Source organism: Comamonas testosteroni, assembly GCF_000761245.1.
GTDB classification, from domain to species: domain Bacteria; phylum Pseudomonadota; class Gammaproteobacteria; order Burkholderiales; family Burkholderiaceae_C; genus Comamonas; species Comamonas testosteroni_C.
This window is the reverse complement of record NZ_AWOR01000053.1, coordinates 27,045-45,612: the sequence shown is the minus strand read 5'-3', so window position 1 is coordinate 45,612 and position 18,568 is coordinate 27,045. Positions and strand designations below refer to the sequence as shown.

Here is an 18,568-nt window from a genome sequence, read left to right as displayed (position 1 = left end):
GAGAGGGTGTTTGCAGCACTACCATCGCAATAGCCCTCCCCAGGAATCCGAATGGAACTAGATCGCTGTTACGTCTTTACAGAAACTCAGAGCTTCAAACGTACTAGAGATATCTAGGAGGCTAGGCGTCAGATGGTGAGTGCTCAACAGACGAGTCATTGAATCGCTACCGGCAAGCGGACAGCCTCCACCATAAGCACAACGTGCGCCAACGTAAGGATCCTCATCGTGACCTTGCTCGTATGACCGCTATGGAGGACGGATTCAACCGGTCGCGATACGGCTACGAGCAGCAGCAATACGCACAGCTTGCGAACACTACTTTGGCCTCAGACAGGCACGGAGTTGCCTTTCCAGATACCTAAATAAAAAGCGCTTCAACGAAGCGCTTTTTTTAACATCCAAAATGGTTCTGACGAGTTGTGAACCGTCAAGAGGTTATTTGCATGGACATCGGAGCGATGTGATCAATGCCGCTGTGCAGCCTGTGCCAGGAGTAGTAGTGCTGCCAACTCGGGCATGGGTGCGCTTAGCCAACTTCTGGTACCTCCAGCCATGGGCCCACTCTCGTAGCGCTGACTGGATGAACCGCTCAGCCCTTGCCGTTGGTCTGCGGCCGGTACGGTCTGGTGAACTTGTGCTGCACGCCCAAGACTTTACAGGCAGCAGCAAATTCCTTGGAACGGAAGGCTGCCCCGTTGTCAGTCCGCAGGCGGTTGATGCACACACCCAGCCCCGCGTTGTGCACAAACGCGACTGCTTCTTCTCGTCGCGACGCATGGCGGTGAAGGCGATGCGCCCGAGGTCGTCCATAGCCACAAACAATGTTTCCCAGCCTGCCCCCTCGACCGAGTCACGCCGGCTGCCAGTCACTCGATGGCTGGGTCTGACGATGCGCCCGAGCTTCTTACAGCATGTCACCCGGAGCCTCGTGCTCGTAGAGAATCACCGGCTCAGCAAGCTGCAGGTCACTGAGGCGAGACAGGCCAGCACACAAGTTCGTGTGCATCAAATGGCTGAACATGCAGATTTTTGAGAGAACACATTTACACGATGCTTTATCGCAGCGACTGGATTAAGACCTACAGCAAAGCCGAGAGCGACTTTGCGCCTTCCAGTAGGTGGGGCAGCAGCCGTTCCACCATCTGCTCGCGTGTCATACGGCCCGACTGCACGCTGGCCGTCATCGCCACATCAACACGGCCATGGGAATTGGGCACAGGCACGGCGATCGAGCGCAGACCGACCTCGTACTCCTCGTCGCTGATCGCATAACCCTGGGCCCGCGCTTCGTGCACGGCGTCCAGCACGGCGCGCGGCGTGGCCCGGGTATTCGGCGTGAACTGCGTGAGCGGGCTATGTCCGAGCAAGAGCAGAACCTCCGCGTCGCTACGAAAAGCCAGCAGCGCGCGGCCCGCCGACGAACAGTAGGCTGGCAACCTCGTGCCCACGCCGACGGTAGGCGAAAACACTCGCCGGCTCTGCGAGCGCGCAACAAACACGACCGCGGTCTCATCCAGCACCGCGACCGAGGTCACCTCGTCGGTCTGCCAGCCCACGGTATCGAGCACCGGCTGCGCCTTGCGCGGCAGCGGCGCCCCAGACAGCAGGCCATATCCGAGCCGCAGCACTCGCAGGTCTAGCGAGAAGTACTTGCCGTCGTAGTCGGCATAGCCAAGCTTGGCCAGCGTCAGCAGGTAGCGCCGCGCCGCCGCCCGCGTGAGCGAGGTCCGCTGCGCCACCTCGGTCAGCGTGAGACGAGGGTGCTGCGCGTCGAAAGCCTCGATCACGGCCAAGCCGCTTTCTAGCGAGGCTACGAAGTCACGTCTCTCCAGCTTCATACCAGCTCCCCATAAAAGTGCGCATTGCGGACTTTACTAGATTCTGCATTGCGCATGATCAAACATGTACTGATAATTTTTCCAAGCATTCACCGAAATCATTCAAGTTCGCAATGCGCACTTTTTTGAAAACAGGAAATGTCCCCCGCGACAGAGTCGCATCACGAACAAACTTCTGGACCCCATGCAAGAAGCCATCATCGACACCAGCGGCCTCAAGAGCCCGCGCACCTGGCCCGAAGGCGGGCTGACCCGCATTCCGTACTGGATCTACACCGACGAGTCGATACGCCGCCGCGAGGAGGAAAACATCTACCGGGGCGCGACCTGGAACTATCTCTGCCTGGAGGCCGAGCTGCAAAAGGCCGGCGACTACGTCAGCACCTTTGCCGGCGAAACACCGGTGGTGGTCGCAAGAGACCACGATGGCGAGCTCTATGCCTTCGAGAACCGTTGCTCGCACCGCGGCGCGCTGATCTGCCTGGAGAACGCGGGACACGCGGAAAGCTTTGCCTGCGTCTACCACGCCTGGTCCTACGATTTGCAGGGAAACCTCACGGGCGTGGCCTTCGAAAATGGCGTCGGCGGCAAGGGCGGCATGCCCGATGGCTTCTGCAAAGAAGCGCACTCGCCGCGCAAGCTGCGAGTATCTACCGTCTGCGGCCTGGTGTTCGGCAGCTTCAGCGACGATGTGCCGACGATCGAGGACTACATCGGCGAAGCGGTGCTCGGCCGCATACAGCGCGTGCTGCGCGACAAGCCGCTGCAAATCCTGGGCCGCTTCACGCAGGCCCTGCCCAACAACTGGAAGCTGTACTTCGAGAATGTCAAGGACAGCTACCACGCCAGCCTGCTACACCTGTTTCTGACCACGTTCGAGGTGAACCGATTGACACAGCGCGGCGGCCTGATCGTGTCGGAGGACGGTGGCAGCCACGTAAGCTACTCCATCATCGACCAGGAGGCGGAAGCCGGCTCCGAGTACCGCGACCAGGGCCTACGCTCCGATAACGAGCAATACCGCCTCAACGACCCGAGCTTCCTGACCGGCACCGACGAGGTCGGCGACGGAATCACTCTGCAGATTCTCTCGGTGTTCCCAGGCTTCGTGCTGGGCCAGATCTGGAACAGCATCGTGGTGCGCCAGGTGCTGCCGCGAGGCATCGAGGAAACCGCGCTGAACTGGACTTACATCGGCTTCGCCGACGACACGCCCGAGATGCGCTACGCGCGCCTCAAGCAATGCAACCTGATCGGCCCGGCGGGTTTGGTCTCGATGGAGGACGGCTGTGTCGGCGGCTTCGTGCAGCGCGGCACGGTATCTGCGCAGGACGACACGGCCATCGTGCAAATGGGTGGCACAAGCACCGAAACACAGGACACGCGTGCCACCGAGGCTTCGGTGCGCGGCTTCTGGAAAGCCTACCGCAACCACATGGGACTCTGAGACACATGAACCGCTTTGAACTCCACATGGCCGTGAGCCTGCTCAACGCCGCCTACGCGGACTGCATCGACAGCGACCGGCTGGAAGCCTGGCCCGACTTTTTCACGAGCGACTGCTTCTACAGCATCACCACGCAGGAAAACCTCGCGCGCGGCTGGGAAGCCGGCCTGATCTTTGCAGACTCACAGGGCATGCTCAAGGACCGCGTCTCAGGCCTGCGCGAAGCCAACATCTATGAGCGCCACAACTACCGCCACATCGTATCCATGCCGGCGGCCATCGATGCCGACGGCGAAGACACGGTGCGCGCCCGCACCCCCTTCGCGGTCTACCGCGTCATGCGCAACGGCAGCAGCGAGGTCTTCGTGACCGGCTGCTACCAGGACGAACTGCGCGTGCAGGACGACGGAGAGCTGAAGATCGCGCGTCGCGTGGTGGTCTGCGACAGCTCGGTCTTTGACATTCTTCTGGCCATTCCGCTATGAGTGGCACCGTTCACCACATCGTCACCGTCGACGATGGCCTAGCCTTCGAATGCGGACCGCACGAGTCCATCATCGCGGCGGCCGAGCGCGCTGGCTGGGAATTGCCGGCCTCTTGCCGCGCCGGTGTCTGTGGCAGCTGCGAGGGCGATGTGCTCAGCGGCCGCTTCGTGACGCCCTCGCGCCAGGACCTCGGCCCGGAGCGGCAGGGTCCGCTCAGTCAGGTCAAGCTGTGCCGCGTACGGCCCTGTTCCGACCTTCGCATCGCACCACGAGAAATCCGCCGGCGCGACATGTCCAGCCAGAAAGTGATCATCGCAAAGGTCCTGCGCATCGAGCGCCCCGCCCCCGAAGTGGCAGTGCTCAAGCTGCGCTTTCCCGCCGGCGTGCGTGCGAAGTTTCGCGCCGGCCAGTACCTGCGCGTATTGCTCGACGATGGCGAAGAACGCAGTTTTTCCATGGCCAATCCACCGCAGCAAAGCGATGGTGTCGAGTTGCATGTGCGCTACCTGGAAGGCGGCCGCTTTGCCGAACAGCTGTTTCACCAACTGCAGCCTGGCGACAGCGTTCGGCTGCGCTTGCCGCTGGGGGACTTCTATCTGCGCGAGAGCGAAGCGCCGGCTATTTTCATCGCCGCAGGAACGGGCTTTGCTCCCGTGCAGTCCATTCTCGAGGAACTGCTGAAAAAGGGAACGCAGCGCCCGCTGCACCTCTATGTGGGCGCGCGCACTCCCGAGCTGCTGTACCGCCACACGCTAGCCCAGCGCTGGGCGGATGCCGGCCGGCTGAGATACGTGCCCGTGGTCTCCTCGGCCGGCGCCGGCTGCGGCTGGATCGGGCGCAGCGGCCGCGTGCACGAGGCCGTGCTCGAAGACATGCCGGACTTGAGTGGCCACGAGGTCTATGCCTGCGGATCCCCGGGCATGGTGGCGGCGGCGCGCGCGACCTTCGAACAACACGGCCTGTCTCCAGCGCACTTCTTCTGCGACGCCTTCGCGCCATCCCAGGAGGTGTCCACCTAGCCCACGACCTCCCTTGCCCGGCAGGCCGCAGCGCCTGCCGGGCACCCGCTCCCTGCCCACGATACGCACCTACAACAACGGAGACAAACATGAAACAGTCCCTCATCCGCATCGCGCTGTGCGGTGCCGCCCTGCTGCCCATCACCATGCCCGGCGCGGCGCAGACCCCATACCCGAACAAGCTCATCAACATCGTCGTGCCTTTCCCGGCCGCGGGCACGACCGACTCAATCGCGCGCATTGTCGGTGACAAGCTGCGTACCCGCGTACACCAGTCCGTGATCATCGACAACAAGCCCGGTGCCGGCGGCAACATCGGCGCCGCCGCCGTGGCGCGTGCCGCACCCGACGGCTACACCCTGTTCGCCAGCCCCCCGGGGCCGCTGACGATCAACTTCAACCTCTACAAGAACATCAGCTACGACGCACGCAAATTCGTTCCAATCACCACCATCGCCAACATGCCGAACGTGCTGGTGGTCGGCCCGTCGGTGAAGGCGCGCACACTCCAGGAGCTGATCGACTACGCAAGAGCCAACCCGGGCAAGCTCAGCTTTGCCTCGCAAGGCAACGGCACCACCTCGCACCTGACCACGCTGTATCTCGAGAACCAACTGGGCATCAAGATGGTGCATGTGCCTTACCGCGGCTCGGCACCGGCGCTGAGCGACCTGATGGCGGGCACCGTCGACCTGATGTTCGACAACCTCACCACCACCCTACCCTTCCACCAGAGCAAGCGGGTGCGCATCCTGGCCTCGGCAACCAAGGAACGCGTGGCCACGATTGCGGACGTACCGACCATGCACGAAGCCGGGGTGCGGAACTTCGAGTCGAGCACCTGGGTCACGCTGGCGGCACCGGCAGGCACTCCCGCGACGGTGGTGCAGATGCTGGCCAGGGAGGTGAGCGACATCGTGAAGATGCCCGACGTCATCAGCCAGTTCGCCACGCTCGGCGCCGATCCGGTGGGCAGCACGCCCGAGGCGACTGCGGCCATGCTGCGCGAAGAAACGGCGCGCTGGAAGACGGTTATCAACGCAGCCCAGATCACGCTCGACTGAGCTATCCGCGCAAGGCATACCAATGACCCAAGCTTTGCGGGCTGACGCCCACTCCACGGTTCGCACCGAGTCCGTCGCCGAGGCTTTCCTCGTGCTGCTCAAGGACCGCGGCGTCGACTACTTCTACGTCGGTGCCGGCACCGACACCGCACCGGTGATCGAAGCCTATGCACGCGCCGCCAGCGCCGGGCTGGCGCTGCCCGAGCCGATACTGATCGCGCATGAAAACCTGGCCATAGGCATGGCCCACGGCTTCTATATGGTGGCACGCCGCCCCCAGGCCGTGATGCTCCATGTGAGCGTGGGAACGGCTAATGCCGTATGCGGCCTGTTCAACGCGATCCGTGCCCAGGTGCCGCTGCTGCTGGCGGCGGGCCGAACTCCTTGGTTCGAGCACGGCCGCACCGGCTCACGCACGCATGAAGTCCATTGGGCGCAGGAGATGTTCGACCAGGGCGCGATGGTGCGGGAACTCGTCAAATGGGACTACGAACTGCGCGACGGCATGCAGGTCGCCGACGTGGTCGACCGTGCGCTCGGCGTCGCCACCACCGAGCCGCGCGGCCCGGTCTATGTGACGCTGCCACGCGAAGTGCTGGCCCAGCCCAAGGACAGCTGCCCCGTCGGCCACAACGTGCCCATTGCCTCCTCCGCCCATCCCGATCCATCGGCGGTGCAAAAGCTGGCGCGGGCGCTGGCGTCGGCCGAACTGCCGGTCGTCGTCTGTACCAGCAGCGGCGCAGACCCGCAAACCGTCGCTCAGCTGACCGAGCTCGCCGACCGCTTTGGCATTGGAGTGGCAGAGAACCGGCCCCGCTACGTGAGCTTTCCGTCATCGCACCCGCTGCACCTGGGCTATGACATGGGCACGGTGCTGCCACAGGCCGATGCGCTGCTGTTCCTCGAAACCGACGTGCCGTGGATACCGACCGCCATGGAGCCCCGGGCCGGAGCCTTTGTCGCGCTGGCCGGCAGCGACCCGCTGTTCGCGCGCTATCCGATGCGCAACTTTGCTTCCGACCTCTGCATCACGAGCAACGCCAGCGCCCTGCTCGCCGCGCTGATCCCGGCACTGGAGGCCGTAGGCGCGCAGCGCGGCGCGCAAGCGCGCAGCCTGCGCGCCCAGGCTATGAGCAAGGCCGTCCGCGCCGGCGTCGCGGAACGAGCACAGCGCGACGAGGCCCGTGGTGGCGCCATCAGCAAGCTGTTCCTTTCCCGCTGCCTAGAGGCCGTGCGACCGCGCGACGCCATCGTGATCAACGAGTACTCCGCCATGCGCGAGCAGATGGATTTTGAAGAGGCCGGCGGCTTCTTCCAGCTCCCCTCCTCCGGTGGGCTAGGCTGGGGTCTGCCTGCCGCGCTGGGCGCCCAGCAGGCGGCCCCCGGCCGCACCGTGATCTGCGTGCTCGGCGACGGCGCCTACCTCTTCGCCAACCCCGCCGCCTGCCATCATGCGGCCGCGATGCACCATCTGCCGGTGCTCACGGTGGTATTCAATAACGAAGCCTGGGAGGGGGTGCAGAAGGCCGCCACCGGCATGTACCCGCAAGGCCATGCCGCGCATCAAGCCCGGGAGCGCCAAGCCCAGCCATTGTCATCGCTCAGGCCAGTGCCCGACTTCGAAAGGTATTGCGAGGCCTCGGGCGGCTACGGCGAGCGCGTCACCCACCGCGAAGACTTGCTACCGGCGCTGCGCCGCGCCTTGCATGCGGTGCAGGCCGAAGGCCGCCAGGCCCTGCTCAACGTCATCGGCGAGTAGATCCCCTCCTGCGGGGCTCCAGCCCCGCCCCCCAACTGAAAGGATTCCCCATGGAGCACCTGACGCGTGCGGATGCGCTGCGCGCGCTACGCCTTGACGCATCGCCCCCGATGCTGTCCATCGACGGCCGCGCCATTGACGGCGCCGGCCGATATGAGGTCATCGACCCTGCCACCGGCGAAGCTTTTGGGACCGCGCCCGAAGCCTCGCCGGCCCAGCTGGACCAGGCCGTCGCCGCAGCAAGGCAGGCCCAGCCGGCTTGGGCCTCGCGGTCCTGGGCCGAACGGCGCCACAGCCTGCTGCGGCTCGCCGATCTGCTGCAGCAAGACCTGGATCCACTGGCCGCGTTGATCACCCTGGAACAGGGCAAGCCGCTGGCGCGGGCACGCGACGAGGTGTTGCGCGCCGCCACGCAGTTGCAAAACCTGGTCGCAGTCGAGGTGCCGATGGAAGTACTGCGCCATGACGCCGACGGCCGCGTCGAGCTGCACCACCGGCCGCTGGGCGTGGTCGGCGCGATCACGCCCTGGAACATGCCCTTGGTGCTGTGCCTCCCGAAGATCACGCACGCGCTGCTCACCGGCAACACCATCGTCGTCAAGCCTTCCCCCTACACGCCGCTGAGCGCACTGCGCTTTGCGCAAAGGGCGCAGTCCGTGCTGCCCCGCGGCGTGCTGAACATGGTCTCGGGAGGCAACGCGCTGGGCCGGGCGCTGGCCGAGCATCGCGACATCGACAAAATCAGCTTCACAGGCTCAGGCGCCACCGGCAAGAAAGTCATGGCCAGCAGCGCGGGCACGCTCAAGCGGCTGACACTGGAGCTCGGTGGCAACGACGCCGCCATCGTACTCGCAGATGCCGACCCCGAGGCGATCGCGCCACAACTGTTCCATGCGGCCTTCGCCAACAGCGGCCAGATCTGCATGGCGATCAAGCGCCTCTACGTGCACGACAGCCTGCACGCTGCGTTCTGCACCGCCCTGGCGCGCCTAGCGCAAGCCGCGCCGGTGGGCCACGGCTTCGAAGCCGGCGTGGCCCTGGGACCGGTGCAGAACGCGGCGCAGTACCGCATCGTGCTGGACATCCTCGCCGATGCGCGAGCGCGCGGCGCCCGCTTCCATTGTGGCGGGCATGCAATCGAACGCCCAGGCTACTTCATCGCCCCCACCGTCGTTAGCGACATCGCCGAAGACAGCCGCCTCGTGGCCGAAGAGCCGTTCGGCCCCGTACTGCCCGTGCTGAGCTTCTCCGACATCGACGAGGTGGTCCAGCGCGCCAATGCCAGCCCCTACGGGCTGACGGGTTCGGTCTGGGGCCGCGACACCCAGGCCGCGGCGCGCATCGCGGCGCGCCTCGACGTAGGCACCGCCAGCGTCAACCGCCATCTGTGGCTGGACGCGCAGATTCCTTTTGGTGGAGCCAAGCAGTCCGGCCTGGGCAGCGAGTATGCCGCGCAAGGCCTCAAGCACTACATGCAGGCGCATGTGCTGAAAGTACCGGCATGAGGCGGACACATTCATCGGCCACCACAAGGCGATCACCCTCCCACCAACGCACAACCATCCGGAGACACATCCACATGAGCTTCACGAAACTCAGCGCCATGCCCCTGGCCCTGCTTCCCTTGATCACGGCCGCGCAGACATCCGGCGTCGAGCTGTACGGGCGCATCGACCTGAGCCTCAACGCCATCAAGTACCAGGGCGAAGCCGGGACGCGCAACACCTTAAGCAGCGATACCTCGCTATTCGGCCTGCGCGGCACCGAACAACTCGGTGGCGGCCTCACCGCCTATTTCAAGCTCGAGAACGGCTTCCAGGCCGACACCGGCATGCAGACCAACCCCACCACCTTCTTCAACCGCGAAGCCTACGTCGGCCTGCGCGACAACTCGCTCGGTTCCGTCCAGCTCGGCGCCCAATGGAGCCCCTTCATCTTCATCACCGGTAAAAGCGATCCGTTCGCGCGCTCGCAAACCGGTGCCCAGTTGTCGATGCTGCAAGGCAATGCGGTACGCGGCTACACCGCGCAGCTACCCAACGCGGTGCAATACCTCTCGCCGACGCTGTTCGGCGGCCTGAACATACGCCTGCTGGCGCAGATGCGCGAAGGTACGGCAAACAAGAACATCGCCGCGAGCGCCGAGTACACGGCCGATCGCCTCTACATCGGCCTGGCGATGGACCGCATCGAAGCCGCCGTCGGCGCCATCGGTGCCCAGGGCACGGGTTCCGTGTCCAGCCAGACCACCGGCCTCGGTGCCACCTACCGCTTTGATCATTTCAAGCTGTTTGGCTACCTGCAGCACAACAAGGCTGACTCCCTGGAATCGGCCAAAGGCTACCTGGTGGGCGCCACCGTGCCCCTCGGAGCAGGAGAGTTCCGCGCTTCCTGGATCCAGAACAAGCGCAGCCTCGGCGACGCATCGCTGTTCGCCGTCGGCTATGCCTACAACCTGTCAAAGCGCACCATGCTGTATACCTCGGCCGCCTTGCTCAGCAACAAAGGGAGCAGCCGCATCGCCATGTTTCCCTCCAGCCAGGACATGGGTACGCGCGCACCGGCCCTTGGCCAGGACCTGCGCGGCATACAACTCGGCATGCGACATACTTTCTAAGAGTCCAAAGCACGGCGACGGCACAACAGCACAGCCAGGTTATGCGGATCCCGCCTTCTGTGACGCGGGCCTGGCGTTACGTACCTCAACGCGCCGTGGCGATGCTCTTCGTTGTGCCAATCCACAAAGCACAGCACCCATCGCCTGGCCTGCTGCACGCTGTCGAAGGGACGCTCGGCCAAAGCGGCCAGCATTTGGCCGTGCGGAACAGGGCCTCGGCGTAGGCGTGTCGTTACTGACCCGAGGCCGGCTGTATGACGGAACCACGCCCAGGGCCTGCATTGCCATCAGCAGATCCGAGCCATTGCCCGAGTCAGGTACCAGCGGGCGACCTGCCGTTTGCTCACGCAGGCAGGCCTTGTGCAGCAGTTGCGATGCCTGCTGCGAAGCTTCGGCTTCGTGCACTTCGTTGGCCACCAGCTTTCTGCTGTACATGTCCTTGCCCATGTAGCAGTAGAAGAAGCAGCCTTTGACGGGCAGGTACGCATGACCGCCTTGGCGAGCTGCTTCGCGCCACGTACGCAGGGTGAAGGCGGTGATACTGGTTTCTTTAGTCAACTCAACCACGGTCCGGCTCAGAGGTGGCTTCATTTGCTCGAGGGACCAGAGTTTCTGCTCTGAGATGTAACGGATCTGATTCATCTTGTGCTCTATGGTGCCGCCTGCTTTGCTAAGGAAGGTCCGCACAACACACGCATGACCGAGCAAATACGCTGACCCATTGATCCACAATACGGACGAAGCATGTTCCTTCTCAGTTCACGTGCCTGCAGCACCGGATTAGCGAACCGCCCAAGCCCAAGCGTGCTGCTTCATGCTGCGTATCGTCTCAGTGCTTCACGACGATGCCAAGCAGGTCGTCAGGCGTTCTATGCAGACCTTCCCTAACGGATGATTGAACAAGGCGCAAAAACCGGAGGCAGTAGAAAAATAGCAAGCAGCGACGGTCCGGAATGGCGTGAGCGGCTTTAAGGTGAGGTGTTGCTCCAAGTACGTCGCCTGCTCATTCCAGTATCAGTCGTCCCCAATCAGGATTCCCTGACAAGGATCAATCCATATCCCCGAGCAAGCTCAGTAACGGTGCAGTCTCAGCTTTGAAGGCGGCCCCCTTCCGCACTGAATCAACCTAACAGGTGTACCAGACGAAGCGGGAGCAACTCTCAGATCAAATCAGAGCTTCTACATGTCAGCCTACACGCTGATGCAACGCAAGCACATTGGCCTCGCCATTACGCAGTCGATCAAGGTAATCAGCCCACTGCTGAACCTGATCAAAGCGCTTTGCCAAGTACTTGGTGCGGTTGTAGCTACGTCCATTGGCATCCTTGACGGCATGTGCCAGATTGGCCTCGATGGCCAGAGGATCCAGATCTAGCTGATCGACCAACATGGTTCTGGCACTGGCCCGAAAACCATGCCAGCTTTGCTCATCGCCAAACCCGAGGCTATACAAGGCTGTACGCACAGAGTTATCTGACATGGGCCGGTCATGGTCTCGCTGGCCAGGGAAAACATAACGGCCACGCCCACTGAGAGGCTTCAACTCACGAAGCATTGCTACCGCCTGTTTGGGCAACGGCACAACATGCGGCTCGCCGTTTTCCTTCTCTTGCACAGAACGCTTCATTTTTGCGCTAGGAATCGTCCACAGTTGCCCATCCAAATCAAGCTCTTCCCACTCCATCATCCGCAGATTGCCTGGGCGCTGATAAAGCAGCGGCGCCAGCAAAAGTGCCGTTCGCACAAACGGGCCGCCTTTGTAGGCATACATCGCCCTCAAAAGTTCGCCAAAGCGCTCCGGCTCCACGATCGCTGGGAAATTACTTCCACGATAAGGGGTCAACCGTGCCTTCAACCCCTCTGTGATGTCACGCTGAGTATTGCTGGCCGTTGGTAGCCAATAGCGCCAGACCTGCCGAGCTAGCATCAAAGCACGGTCTGCAGTCTCAATCGCACCACGCTCCTCCACCTTTTGAAGCACCGCCAAAAGCTCCATGGGCTGAATCTGTGACATTTCCCTATCACCAATCCAGGGGAACAAGTCGCGCTCCAACTGCCGAAGTGTGCGCTCGGCATGCCCTGGACTCCAGCGAGTGACCTGCCGTCCATGCCATTCCAAAGCCACTGATTTGAAAGAATTGTCAAACCCAGTCGGATTAACCAGCTTTTCAACCTTGCGCGCTTTAGCAGGGTCAATGCCTTCAGACTTTTGCAGCCGAGCAATGTCTCGCGCTTTGCGCGCAGCTGACAAGCTGACCTGCGGGTAACTTCCCAGTGCCAAACGACCTTCTTTGCCATCTTTACGGTACTTCCAGAACCAACGCCGTGATCCTGCGGGACTGACCTCCAAGTACAAGCCTCCAGAGTCAGAAAAACGCTCTCTCTTCGCGCCGGGGGAACAAGTGGCATTTCTGCACTGAGCATCGGTCAACATGGGGGAACAAACCTCTCAAAAATCACCTTCCCCAGAGGGAGGAGGGGGAACAATGGAGGTAAATCTACCATTTCAATCGTCTGTTCCCCCATCCGTTCCCCCTCTCGTTATTGGCAGAAGTGGAATCTCTTTAGACTCAATTGCACTCTAAGTCATTGATTTCTAAAAATAAAAAGGGGTTCAATGAATTTCATTGAACCCCTTTGGATGGGTGGATGGTGGAGCTGGCGGGAATTGAACCCGCGTCCGTAAGCCTTCGCCGGACAGATCTACATGTTTAGTGCTCTGTTTTAAATCTCGCCACCCAAACCCCGCAGGCACACGCTGCTTGGGTAGCCAGCTCCCTAAAATCTCGCCAAATACCAAGAAGCCCGGTATCCAGCCAGCTAATGTAAATTCCCTTGCAGCCGGGAGGTATTGCTACCCCCTTGCCCAGCCCACTAGCGTGCTGTTGCAAGGCTCACCGGATTAAGCGGCGAGTGCGAAACGTTCGTCGTTTGCAGTTAGTTTTTTGAATGGAGATTTACGAGCATCACTCAAGCTCGACATGCACCGCACCGGTCCCGAACCCACGTCGAAACCAGGACAGCCCCTTAGTTGCCTATTCTAGCCTCATCCCAGCAACTTCAACAACTCAAGCGGTGAATTGATATGCGCATCAGCCCCCCAATGAACCGTATCTGCTGTCGCCCCCAGGTAGCCATAGCGTGCAGCTACAGTTTTCATACCCGCTGCGGCACCCGCCTGAATATCACGCTCGTCATCTCCGACATAAATGCAATGCTCGGGAGCAATCTGCATACGTCGGGCAGCCTCAAACAGAGGTTCGGGATGAGGCTTGGCATGCGGCGTCGTATCCCCGCTCACCACAGCTGCAGCCTGTGCAAACAAGGGCATTTGCCGTGTCAAAGGGTCAGTGAAGCGCATGGACTTGTTGGTCACCACGCCCCATAGAAGCGGGCCGGCCTCCAATGCCCGGATCAACTCGGGCACGCCATCAAAAGCATAGGTACGCTCGGTCATGCATTGTTCGTAGTTGCGAAAGAACTCCTCCCGCATTTCCGCAAAGCCGGCAGACTCAGGCGTCATACCGAACGCAATACCCAGCATTCCGCGCGCCCCAGCCCCGGCCATATGGCGGTAGGCATTGAGCGGCAGCGACGGCATGCCGCGATCCACACGCATTTTGTCCGCTGCAGCACCCAGATCAGGAGCGCTGTCAATCAAAGTGCCATCCAGATCAAAAAGAACGGCTCTAACGTGCTTCCACATGGCTGTCACTCCTGCGGGCGGCGTGTTGCCAGCATGTAATTGACCGAGGTGTCATTGCTGAGCCAATAGCGGCCCGAGATCGGGTTGTGCTCCATGCCTTTGCTGCCTTGCACATCCAGGCCGGCTTCGCGCGCAAAGCGAGCCAACTCGCTTGGGCGCAGCAACTTGGCGTACTCATGAGTGCCTTTGGGAATCATCTTGAGCATGTATTCGGCAGCCACGATCGCCAGCGCAAAAGCCTTGGCATTGCGATTGATGGTGGAAAAAAACACCCAGCCACCAGGCTTGACCAGCTGGGCACACGCCCGCACGATGGATGCAGGATCGGGCACATGCTCCAGCATTTCCATGCAGGTGACCACATCAAAGCTGGCCGGCTGCTCCTGCGCCAGCTGCTCGACGCTGACCTCATGGTATTGAATATTGGGCGTTCCTGCCTCCAGAGCATGCAACTGCGCGACGCGCAAAGCCTTGGTTGCCAGATCGATACCCACCACCTTGGCCCCTTTGCGCGCCATGGAGTCCGCCAAAATGCCTCCGCCACAGCCCACATCCAGCACACGCTGGTTCGCCAATGGCGCCTGGGCGTTGATCCAGTCCAGTCTCAGAGGGTTGATCTGATGCAGTGGCTTGAATTCACTCTCGGGATCCCACCAGCGATGGGCCAGGCTGGAGAATTTTTCCAGTTCTGCCGGGTCGGCATTGATAGTGTTGCTCATGATGCAATTGTCCGCGATTACCGCAATGGATCAGGCATAAAAAAAGCCCCGTTACCGGGGCTTTTTGTGTAGCAATCGAAAGATTACTGAGCAGCCTTGGTGCCCACAACTTCGATTTCCACGCGACGGTTTTGAGCGCGACCAGCAGCAGTCTTATTGTCTGCCACGGGTTGCTTCTTGCCCTTGCCTTCGGTGTACACGCGGCTCTTTTCGATGCCCTTGGACACCAGATAAGCCTTCACAGCTTCAGCGCGACGCACCGACAGCTTCTGGTTGTAAGCATCGGAGCCGATGGAGTCAGTGTGACCCACGGCGATGATGACTTCCAGGTTGATGTCCTTGATCTTGCCGGTCAGGTCATCCAGCTTAGCCTTGCCTGCGGGCTTCAGCACGGACTTGTCGAAGTCGAAGAAAGCGTCAGCAGAGTAGGTAACCTTAGATGCCACTGCAGGCTGGGGAGCCACAGGAGCGGGAGGCACAACGGCGGGAGCGGGAGCAGCAACCTGGGCCTTCAGAGCACCGTCGCAATCAACAGCGGCAGTAGCAGGAGTCCAGTTGGCATCGCGCCAGCACAGTTCGTTCGTGCCGTTCTTCCACACCAGTTCGCTGGTGCCGTTTTGCCAGTTGTCGATAGTCTTGCCACCGTCAGCAGCCTTCACTTGTGCGCCAGCGGCTGTCACGAGGGCAGCAGAGGCAAACAACATCGCCACTTTGTTCAGTTTCTTCATGGTTCTCCTCTTGGGGAAAAAGCCGCAGCAGGGCTGCGAATCTGTGGACGTCATCAGTGACCATCACCAAAAACGTTGAAATGATTGTGCCATACGTAACATGCAAGAGTGTTGTCAACTAGGCACCAACAAGTAGGACAGCTATGTAATTCCTCAGTTATGTTGCTCTGCTGCCACACGCCATTCGACCTAAAATGGCTGTTTTCCAGCCGTCAAAGTATCACTAGACATGACCCAGTTTGCTAAAGAAACTCTGCCCATCAGCCTTGAAGAGGAGATGCGTCGCAGTTATCTCGATTACGCCATGAGCGTGATCGTGGGCCGGGCGCTTCCTGATGCGCGTGATGGCCTCAAGCCCGTGCACCGCCGCGTTCTGTACGCCATGCACGAACTCAATAACGACTGGAACCGCCCTTATAAGAAGTCGGCGCGTATCGTCGGTGACGTGATCGGTAAATACCACCCTCACGGCGACAGCGCGGTCTACGACACCATCGTGCGTATGGCGCAGGACTTCTCGCTGCGCCACATGCTGGTCGATGGTCAGGGCAACTTCGGCTCGGTGGACGGCGACAGCGCCGCTGCCATGCGTTACACGGAAATCCGCCTCTCCAAGATCGCTCATGAAATGCTGGGCGACATCGACAAGGAGACCGTGGACTTCGGCCCCAACTACGACGGCTCCGAGAGCGAGCCACTGGTGCTGCCAAGCCGCCTGCCCAACCTGCTGGTCAACGGCTCCTCGGGTATTGCCGTGGGCATGGCCACGAATATCCCGCCGCACAACCTCAATGAGGTAGTGGACGGCTGCCTGCATTTGCTGCAGAACCCCGAAGCCTCCATCGACGAGCTGATGGAGATCATTCCCGCGCCCGACTTCCCCACGGCCGGCATCATCTACGGCATCAACGGCGTCAAGGAAGGCTATCGCACCGGCCGTGGCCGCGTGGTGATGCGTGCCAAGTGCCACTTCGAGGACATCGACAAGGGCCAGCGCCAATCCATCATCGTTGACGAGCTGCCCTACCAGGTCAACAAGAAGACGCTGCAGGAGCGCATGGCCGAGCTGGTGCACGAAAAGAAGATCGAGGGCATCAGCCATATCCAGGACGAGTCGGACAAGTCCGGCATGCGCCTGGTGATCGAATTGAAGCGCGGCGAAGTGCCCGAGGTGGTGCTCAACAACCTCTACAAGCTGACCCAGCTGCAAGACACCTTCGGCATGAACATGGTGGCACTGGTCAACGGCCAGCCCAAGCTGTGCAACCTGAAGGATCTGATCCAGGTCTTCCTGGAGCACCGCCGCGAAGTGGTGACCCGCCGCACCGTGTTTGAGCTGCGCAAGGCGCGCGACCGCGGCCATGTGCTGGAAGGCCTGGCCGTCGCACTGGCCAATATCGACGACTTCATCGCCATCATCCGCAACGCTCCCACACCTCCCGTGGCCAAGGCCGCGCTGATGGAAAAATCCTGGGACAGCACGCTGGTGCGCGAGATGCTCACCCGCACGCGCACCGATGGCGGCGTGGTCAATGCCGACGACTATCGCCCCGAGGGCCTGGAAGTCGAATTCGGCATGCAGCAAAACGGTCAGTACCGCCTGTCCGAAACCCAGGCCCAGGAAATTCTGCAGATGCGTCTGCAGCGCCTGACGGGCCTTGAGCAAGACAAGATCGTGGCCGAGTACAAGGACATCATGTCGGTCATCGAAGACCTGCTGGACATCCTGGCCAAGCCCGAGCGCGTCTCCATCATCATTGGCGAAGAACTCAACGCCGTGAAGGCCGAGTTCGGTCAGTCCAAGAAGGGCGAGCGTCGTTCCACCGTCGAGTACAGCGCGCAAGATCTGTCCACCGAAGACCTGATCACGCCCACCGACATGGTGGTGACTCTCTCGCACACCGGCTACATCAAGAGCCAGCCCCTGTCCGAATACCGCGCCCAGAAGCGCGGCGGCCGCGGCAAACAGGCCACTGCGACCAAGGAAGACGACTGGATCGACCAGCTCTTCATCGCCAACACGCACGACTACCTGCTGTGCTTCTCCAACCGTGGCCGCATGTACTGGCTCAAGGTCTGGGAAGTGCCCTCGGGCTCGCGCGGCTCGCGTGGTCGCCCCATCGTCAACATGTTCCCGCTGCAGGACGGCGAGAAGATCAACGTGGTGCTGCCGCTGACCGGCGACAACCGCAGCTTCCCCGAAGATCACTTCGTCTTCATGGCCACCAGCATGGGCACCGTCAAGAAGACGCCGCTGACCGAGTTCAGCAACCCGCGCAAGGCCGGCATCATTGCCGTGGGCCTGGACGAAGGCGATGTGCTGATCGGCGCAGCACTGACCGACAGCGAACACGACGTGATGCTGTTCAGCGACGGCGGCAAGGCGGTTCGCTTTGACGAAAACGATGTGCGCCCCATGGGCCGTAATGCACGTGGCGTGCGCGGTATGAACATCGAAGAGCAGCAACGCGTGATCGCGATGCTGGTCGCCGAGCAACACCCCACAGAAGTCGCAGCAAGAAAAGCCAAGGACACCCTGGAGCAGCTGCAAGCGCGCACCAAGGAAGCACAGGACGCCAATGCCAGCGCAACAGAGCTGGACGACTTGAATCAGCAGGTTGAGGCCGCACGCGCAGCCGCAGATGATGCGGAAAAGCTCGCTCAGGAAACGATTGCTCAGCTGCCACGTGAAACACTGCACAGCGTTTTGACGGCCACCGAAAACGGCTACGGCAAGCGCACCTCCATCGTGGAATACACGCGCCACGGCCGCGGCACCAAGGGCATGATTGCGATTCAGCAATCCGAGCGCAACGGCAAGGTCGTGGCCGCCACCCTGGTCGCACCGGAAGACGAGATCATGCTGATCACCGATACCGGCGTGCTGGTGCGCACCCGCGTGGCTGAAATCCGTGAACTGGGCCGCGCCACGCAGGGCGTGACGCTGATCAATCTGGACGAAGGCGCCAAGCTCATCGGCCTGCAGCGCATCGTGGAAAATGATGCCAACGACAGTGCCAGCGAGGACAGCGAAGCCGATGACTCCGGCAGCGCCGGCGCCGAAGGCACAGCCGAGTCCGGCGACGCCTCCTGATCGACCAGCCCCAGGCTGACCCGGTCCGCACCGGATGCCACGGGCATGGCCCCATGCCCGTGGCCCAATTTTTGATCGCTGAAAGCGCA

The 18,568-nt window shown here is 61.6% G+C and carries 14 protein-coding genes, 1 other RNA gene and 1 pseudogene; 8 read left to right on the top strand and 8 right to left on the bottom strand.

The genetic code is table 11. From position 1 onward, the window contains the following. Positions 1 to 377 precede the first annotated feature (377 nt). Positions 378 to 991: pseudogene (locus tag P353_RS28235) on the bottom strand (integrase core domain-containing protein); the annotation flags it as partial. 91 nt (positions 992 to 1,082) lie between these two features. Further along, positions 1,083 to 1,841 (bottom strand): IclR family transcriptional regulator domain-containing protein, encoded by a 759-nt coding sequence (locus P353_RS15930; protein ID WP_034371393.1) that lies wholly within the window; start codon positions 1,839 to 1,841, stop codon positions 1,083 to 1,085. Positions 1,842 to 2,025: 184 nt separating this feature from the next. Here P353_RS15930 and P353_RS15925 point away from each other — a divergent pair, with 184 nt between their 5' ends. The 7 genes from P353_RS15925 (at position 2,026) to P353_RS15895 (ending at position 10,232) form a co-directional block, all read left to right on the top strand. After that, positions 2,026 to 3,288 (top strand): aromatic ring-hydroxylating dioxygenase subunit alpha, encoded by a 1,263-nt coding sequence (locus P353_RS15925; protein WP_034371390.1) that lies wholly within the window; start codon positions 2,026 to 2,028, stop codon positions 3,286 to 3,288. A 5-nt stretch (positions 3,289 to 3,293) separates the two neighbouring features. Then, positions 3,294 to 3,773, top strand: coding sequence for an aromatic-ring-hydroxylating dioxygenase subunit beta (locus tag P353_RS15920; RefSeq protein ID WP_034371387.1), 480 nt, complete (start codon positions 3,294 to 3,296; stop codon positions 3,771 to 3,773). After that, on the top strand, positions 3,770 to 4,792 hold the full coding sequence (locus P353_RS15915; RefSeq protein WP_080750570.1) for a 2Fe-2S iron-sulfur cluster-binding protein: 1,023 nt from the start codon (positions 3,770 to 3,772) through the stop codon (positions 4,790 to 4,792). The genes P353_RS15920 and P353_RS15915 overlap by 4 nt, the downstream gene beginning before the upstream one ends. 89 nt (positions 4,793 to 4,881) lie before the next feature. Then, positions 4,882 to 5,856, top strand: a complete 975-nt coding sequence (locus tag P353_RS15910) for a Bug family tripartite tricarboxylate transporter substrate binding protein (protein WP_034371384.1) — start codon at positions 4,882 to 4,884, stop codon at positions 5,854 to 5,856. 22 nt (positions 5,857 to 5,878) lie between these two features. After that, the gene (locus P353_RS15905; RefSeq protein ID WP_052084884.1) at positions 5,879 to 7,615 is read left to right on the top strand and encodes a thiamine pyrophosphate-requiring protein; all 1,737 of its coding nucleotides are present in this window, start codon (positions 5,879 to 5,881) and stop codon (positions 7,613 to 7,615) included. 50 nt (positions 7,616 to 7,665) lie between these two features. Continuing rightward, positions 7,666 to 9,120, top strand: a complete 1,455-nt coding sequence (locus P353_RS15900; protein WP_080750569.1) for an aldehyde dehydrogenase family protein — start codon at positions 7,666 to 7,668, stop codon at positions 9,118 to 9,120. 74 nt (positions 9,121 to 9,194) lie between these two features. Continuing rightward, positions 9,195 to 10,232: a porin gene (locus P353_RS15895; RefSeq protein ID WP_034371380.1), complete on the top strand. Its 1,038-nt coding sequence runs from the start codon at positions 9,195 to 9,197 to the stop codon at positions 10,230 to 10,232. Here P353_RS15895 and P353_RS30330 read toward each other — a convergent pair. From P353_RS30330 to ompA, 6 genes are all read right to left on the bottom strand, one after another. Continuing rightward, the gene (locus P353_RS30330; RefSeq protein ID WP_080750567.1) at positions 10,229 to 10,426 is read right to left on the bottom strand and encodes an integrase core domain-containing protein; all 198 of its coding nucleotides are present in this window, start codon (positions 10,424 to 10,426) and stop codon (positions 10,229 to 10,231) included. The two genes, P353_RS15895 and P353_RS30330, sit on opposite strands and share 4 nt — an antisense overlap. Positions 10,427 to 11,418: 992 nt before the next feature. Further along, positions 11,419 to 12,666: a tyrosine-type recombinase/integrase gene (locus P353_RS15885; RefSeq protein ID WP_034371378.1), complete on the bottom strand. Its 1,248-nt coding sequence runs from the start codon at positions 12,664 to 12,666 to the stop codon at positions 11,419 to 11,421. 216 nt (positions 12,667 to 12,882) lie between these two features. Continuing rightward, positions 12,883 to 13,259, bottom strand: a transfer-messenger RNA (tmRNA) gene (gene ssrA, locus P353_RS28225). Between the two features lie 19 nt (positions 13,260 to 13,278). Then, positions 13,279 to 13,938, bottom strand: a complete 660-nt coding sequence (locus P353_RS15880) for an HAD-IA family hydrolase (protein ID WP_034371375.1) — start codon at positions 13,936 to 13,938, stop codon at positions 13,279 to 13,281. A gap of 5 nt (positions 13,939 to 13,943) precedes the next feature. Continuing rightward, positions 13,944 to 14,657, bottom strand: a complete 714-nt coding sequence (gene ubiG / locus P353_RS15875) for a bifunctional 2-polyprenyl-6-hydroxyphenol methylase/3-demethylubiquinol 3-O-methyltransferase UbiG (protein WP_003067659.1) — start codon at positions 14,655 to 14,657, stop codon at positions 13,944 to 13,946. Positions 14,658 to 14,740: 83 nt separating this feature from the next. Continuing rightward, positions 14,741 to 15,385 carry an outer membrane protein OmpA gene (ompA, locus tag P353_RS15870; protein WP_003077020.1) on the bottom strand — a complete coding sequence of 215 codons (645 nt, stop codon included), beginning with the start codon at positions 15,383 to 15,385 and terminating at the stop codon, positions 14,741 to 14,743. A 229-nt stretch (positions 15,386 to 15,614) separates the two neighbouring features. Between ompA and gyrA the strand changes: the two genes are divergently transcribed. Continuing rightward, positions 15,615 to 18,479, top strand: a complete 2,865-nt coding sequence (gyrA, locus tag P353_RS15865) for a DNA gyrase subunit A (protein WP_034371373.1) — start codon at positions 15,615 to 15,617, stop codon at positions 18,477 to 18,479. The last annotated feature ends 89 nt before the right edge of the window (positions 18,480 to 18,568 follow it).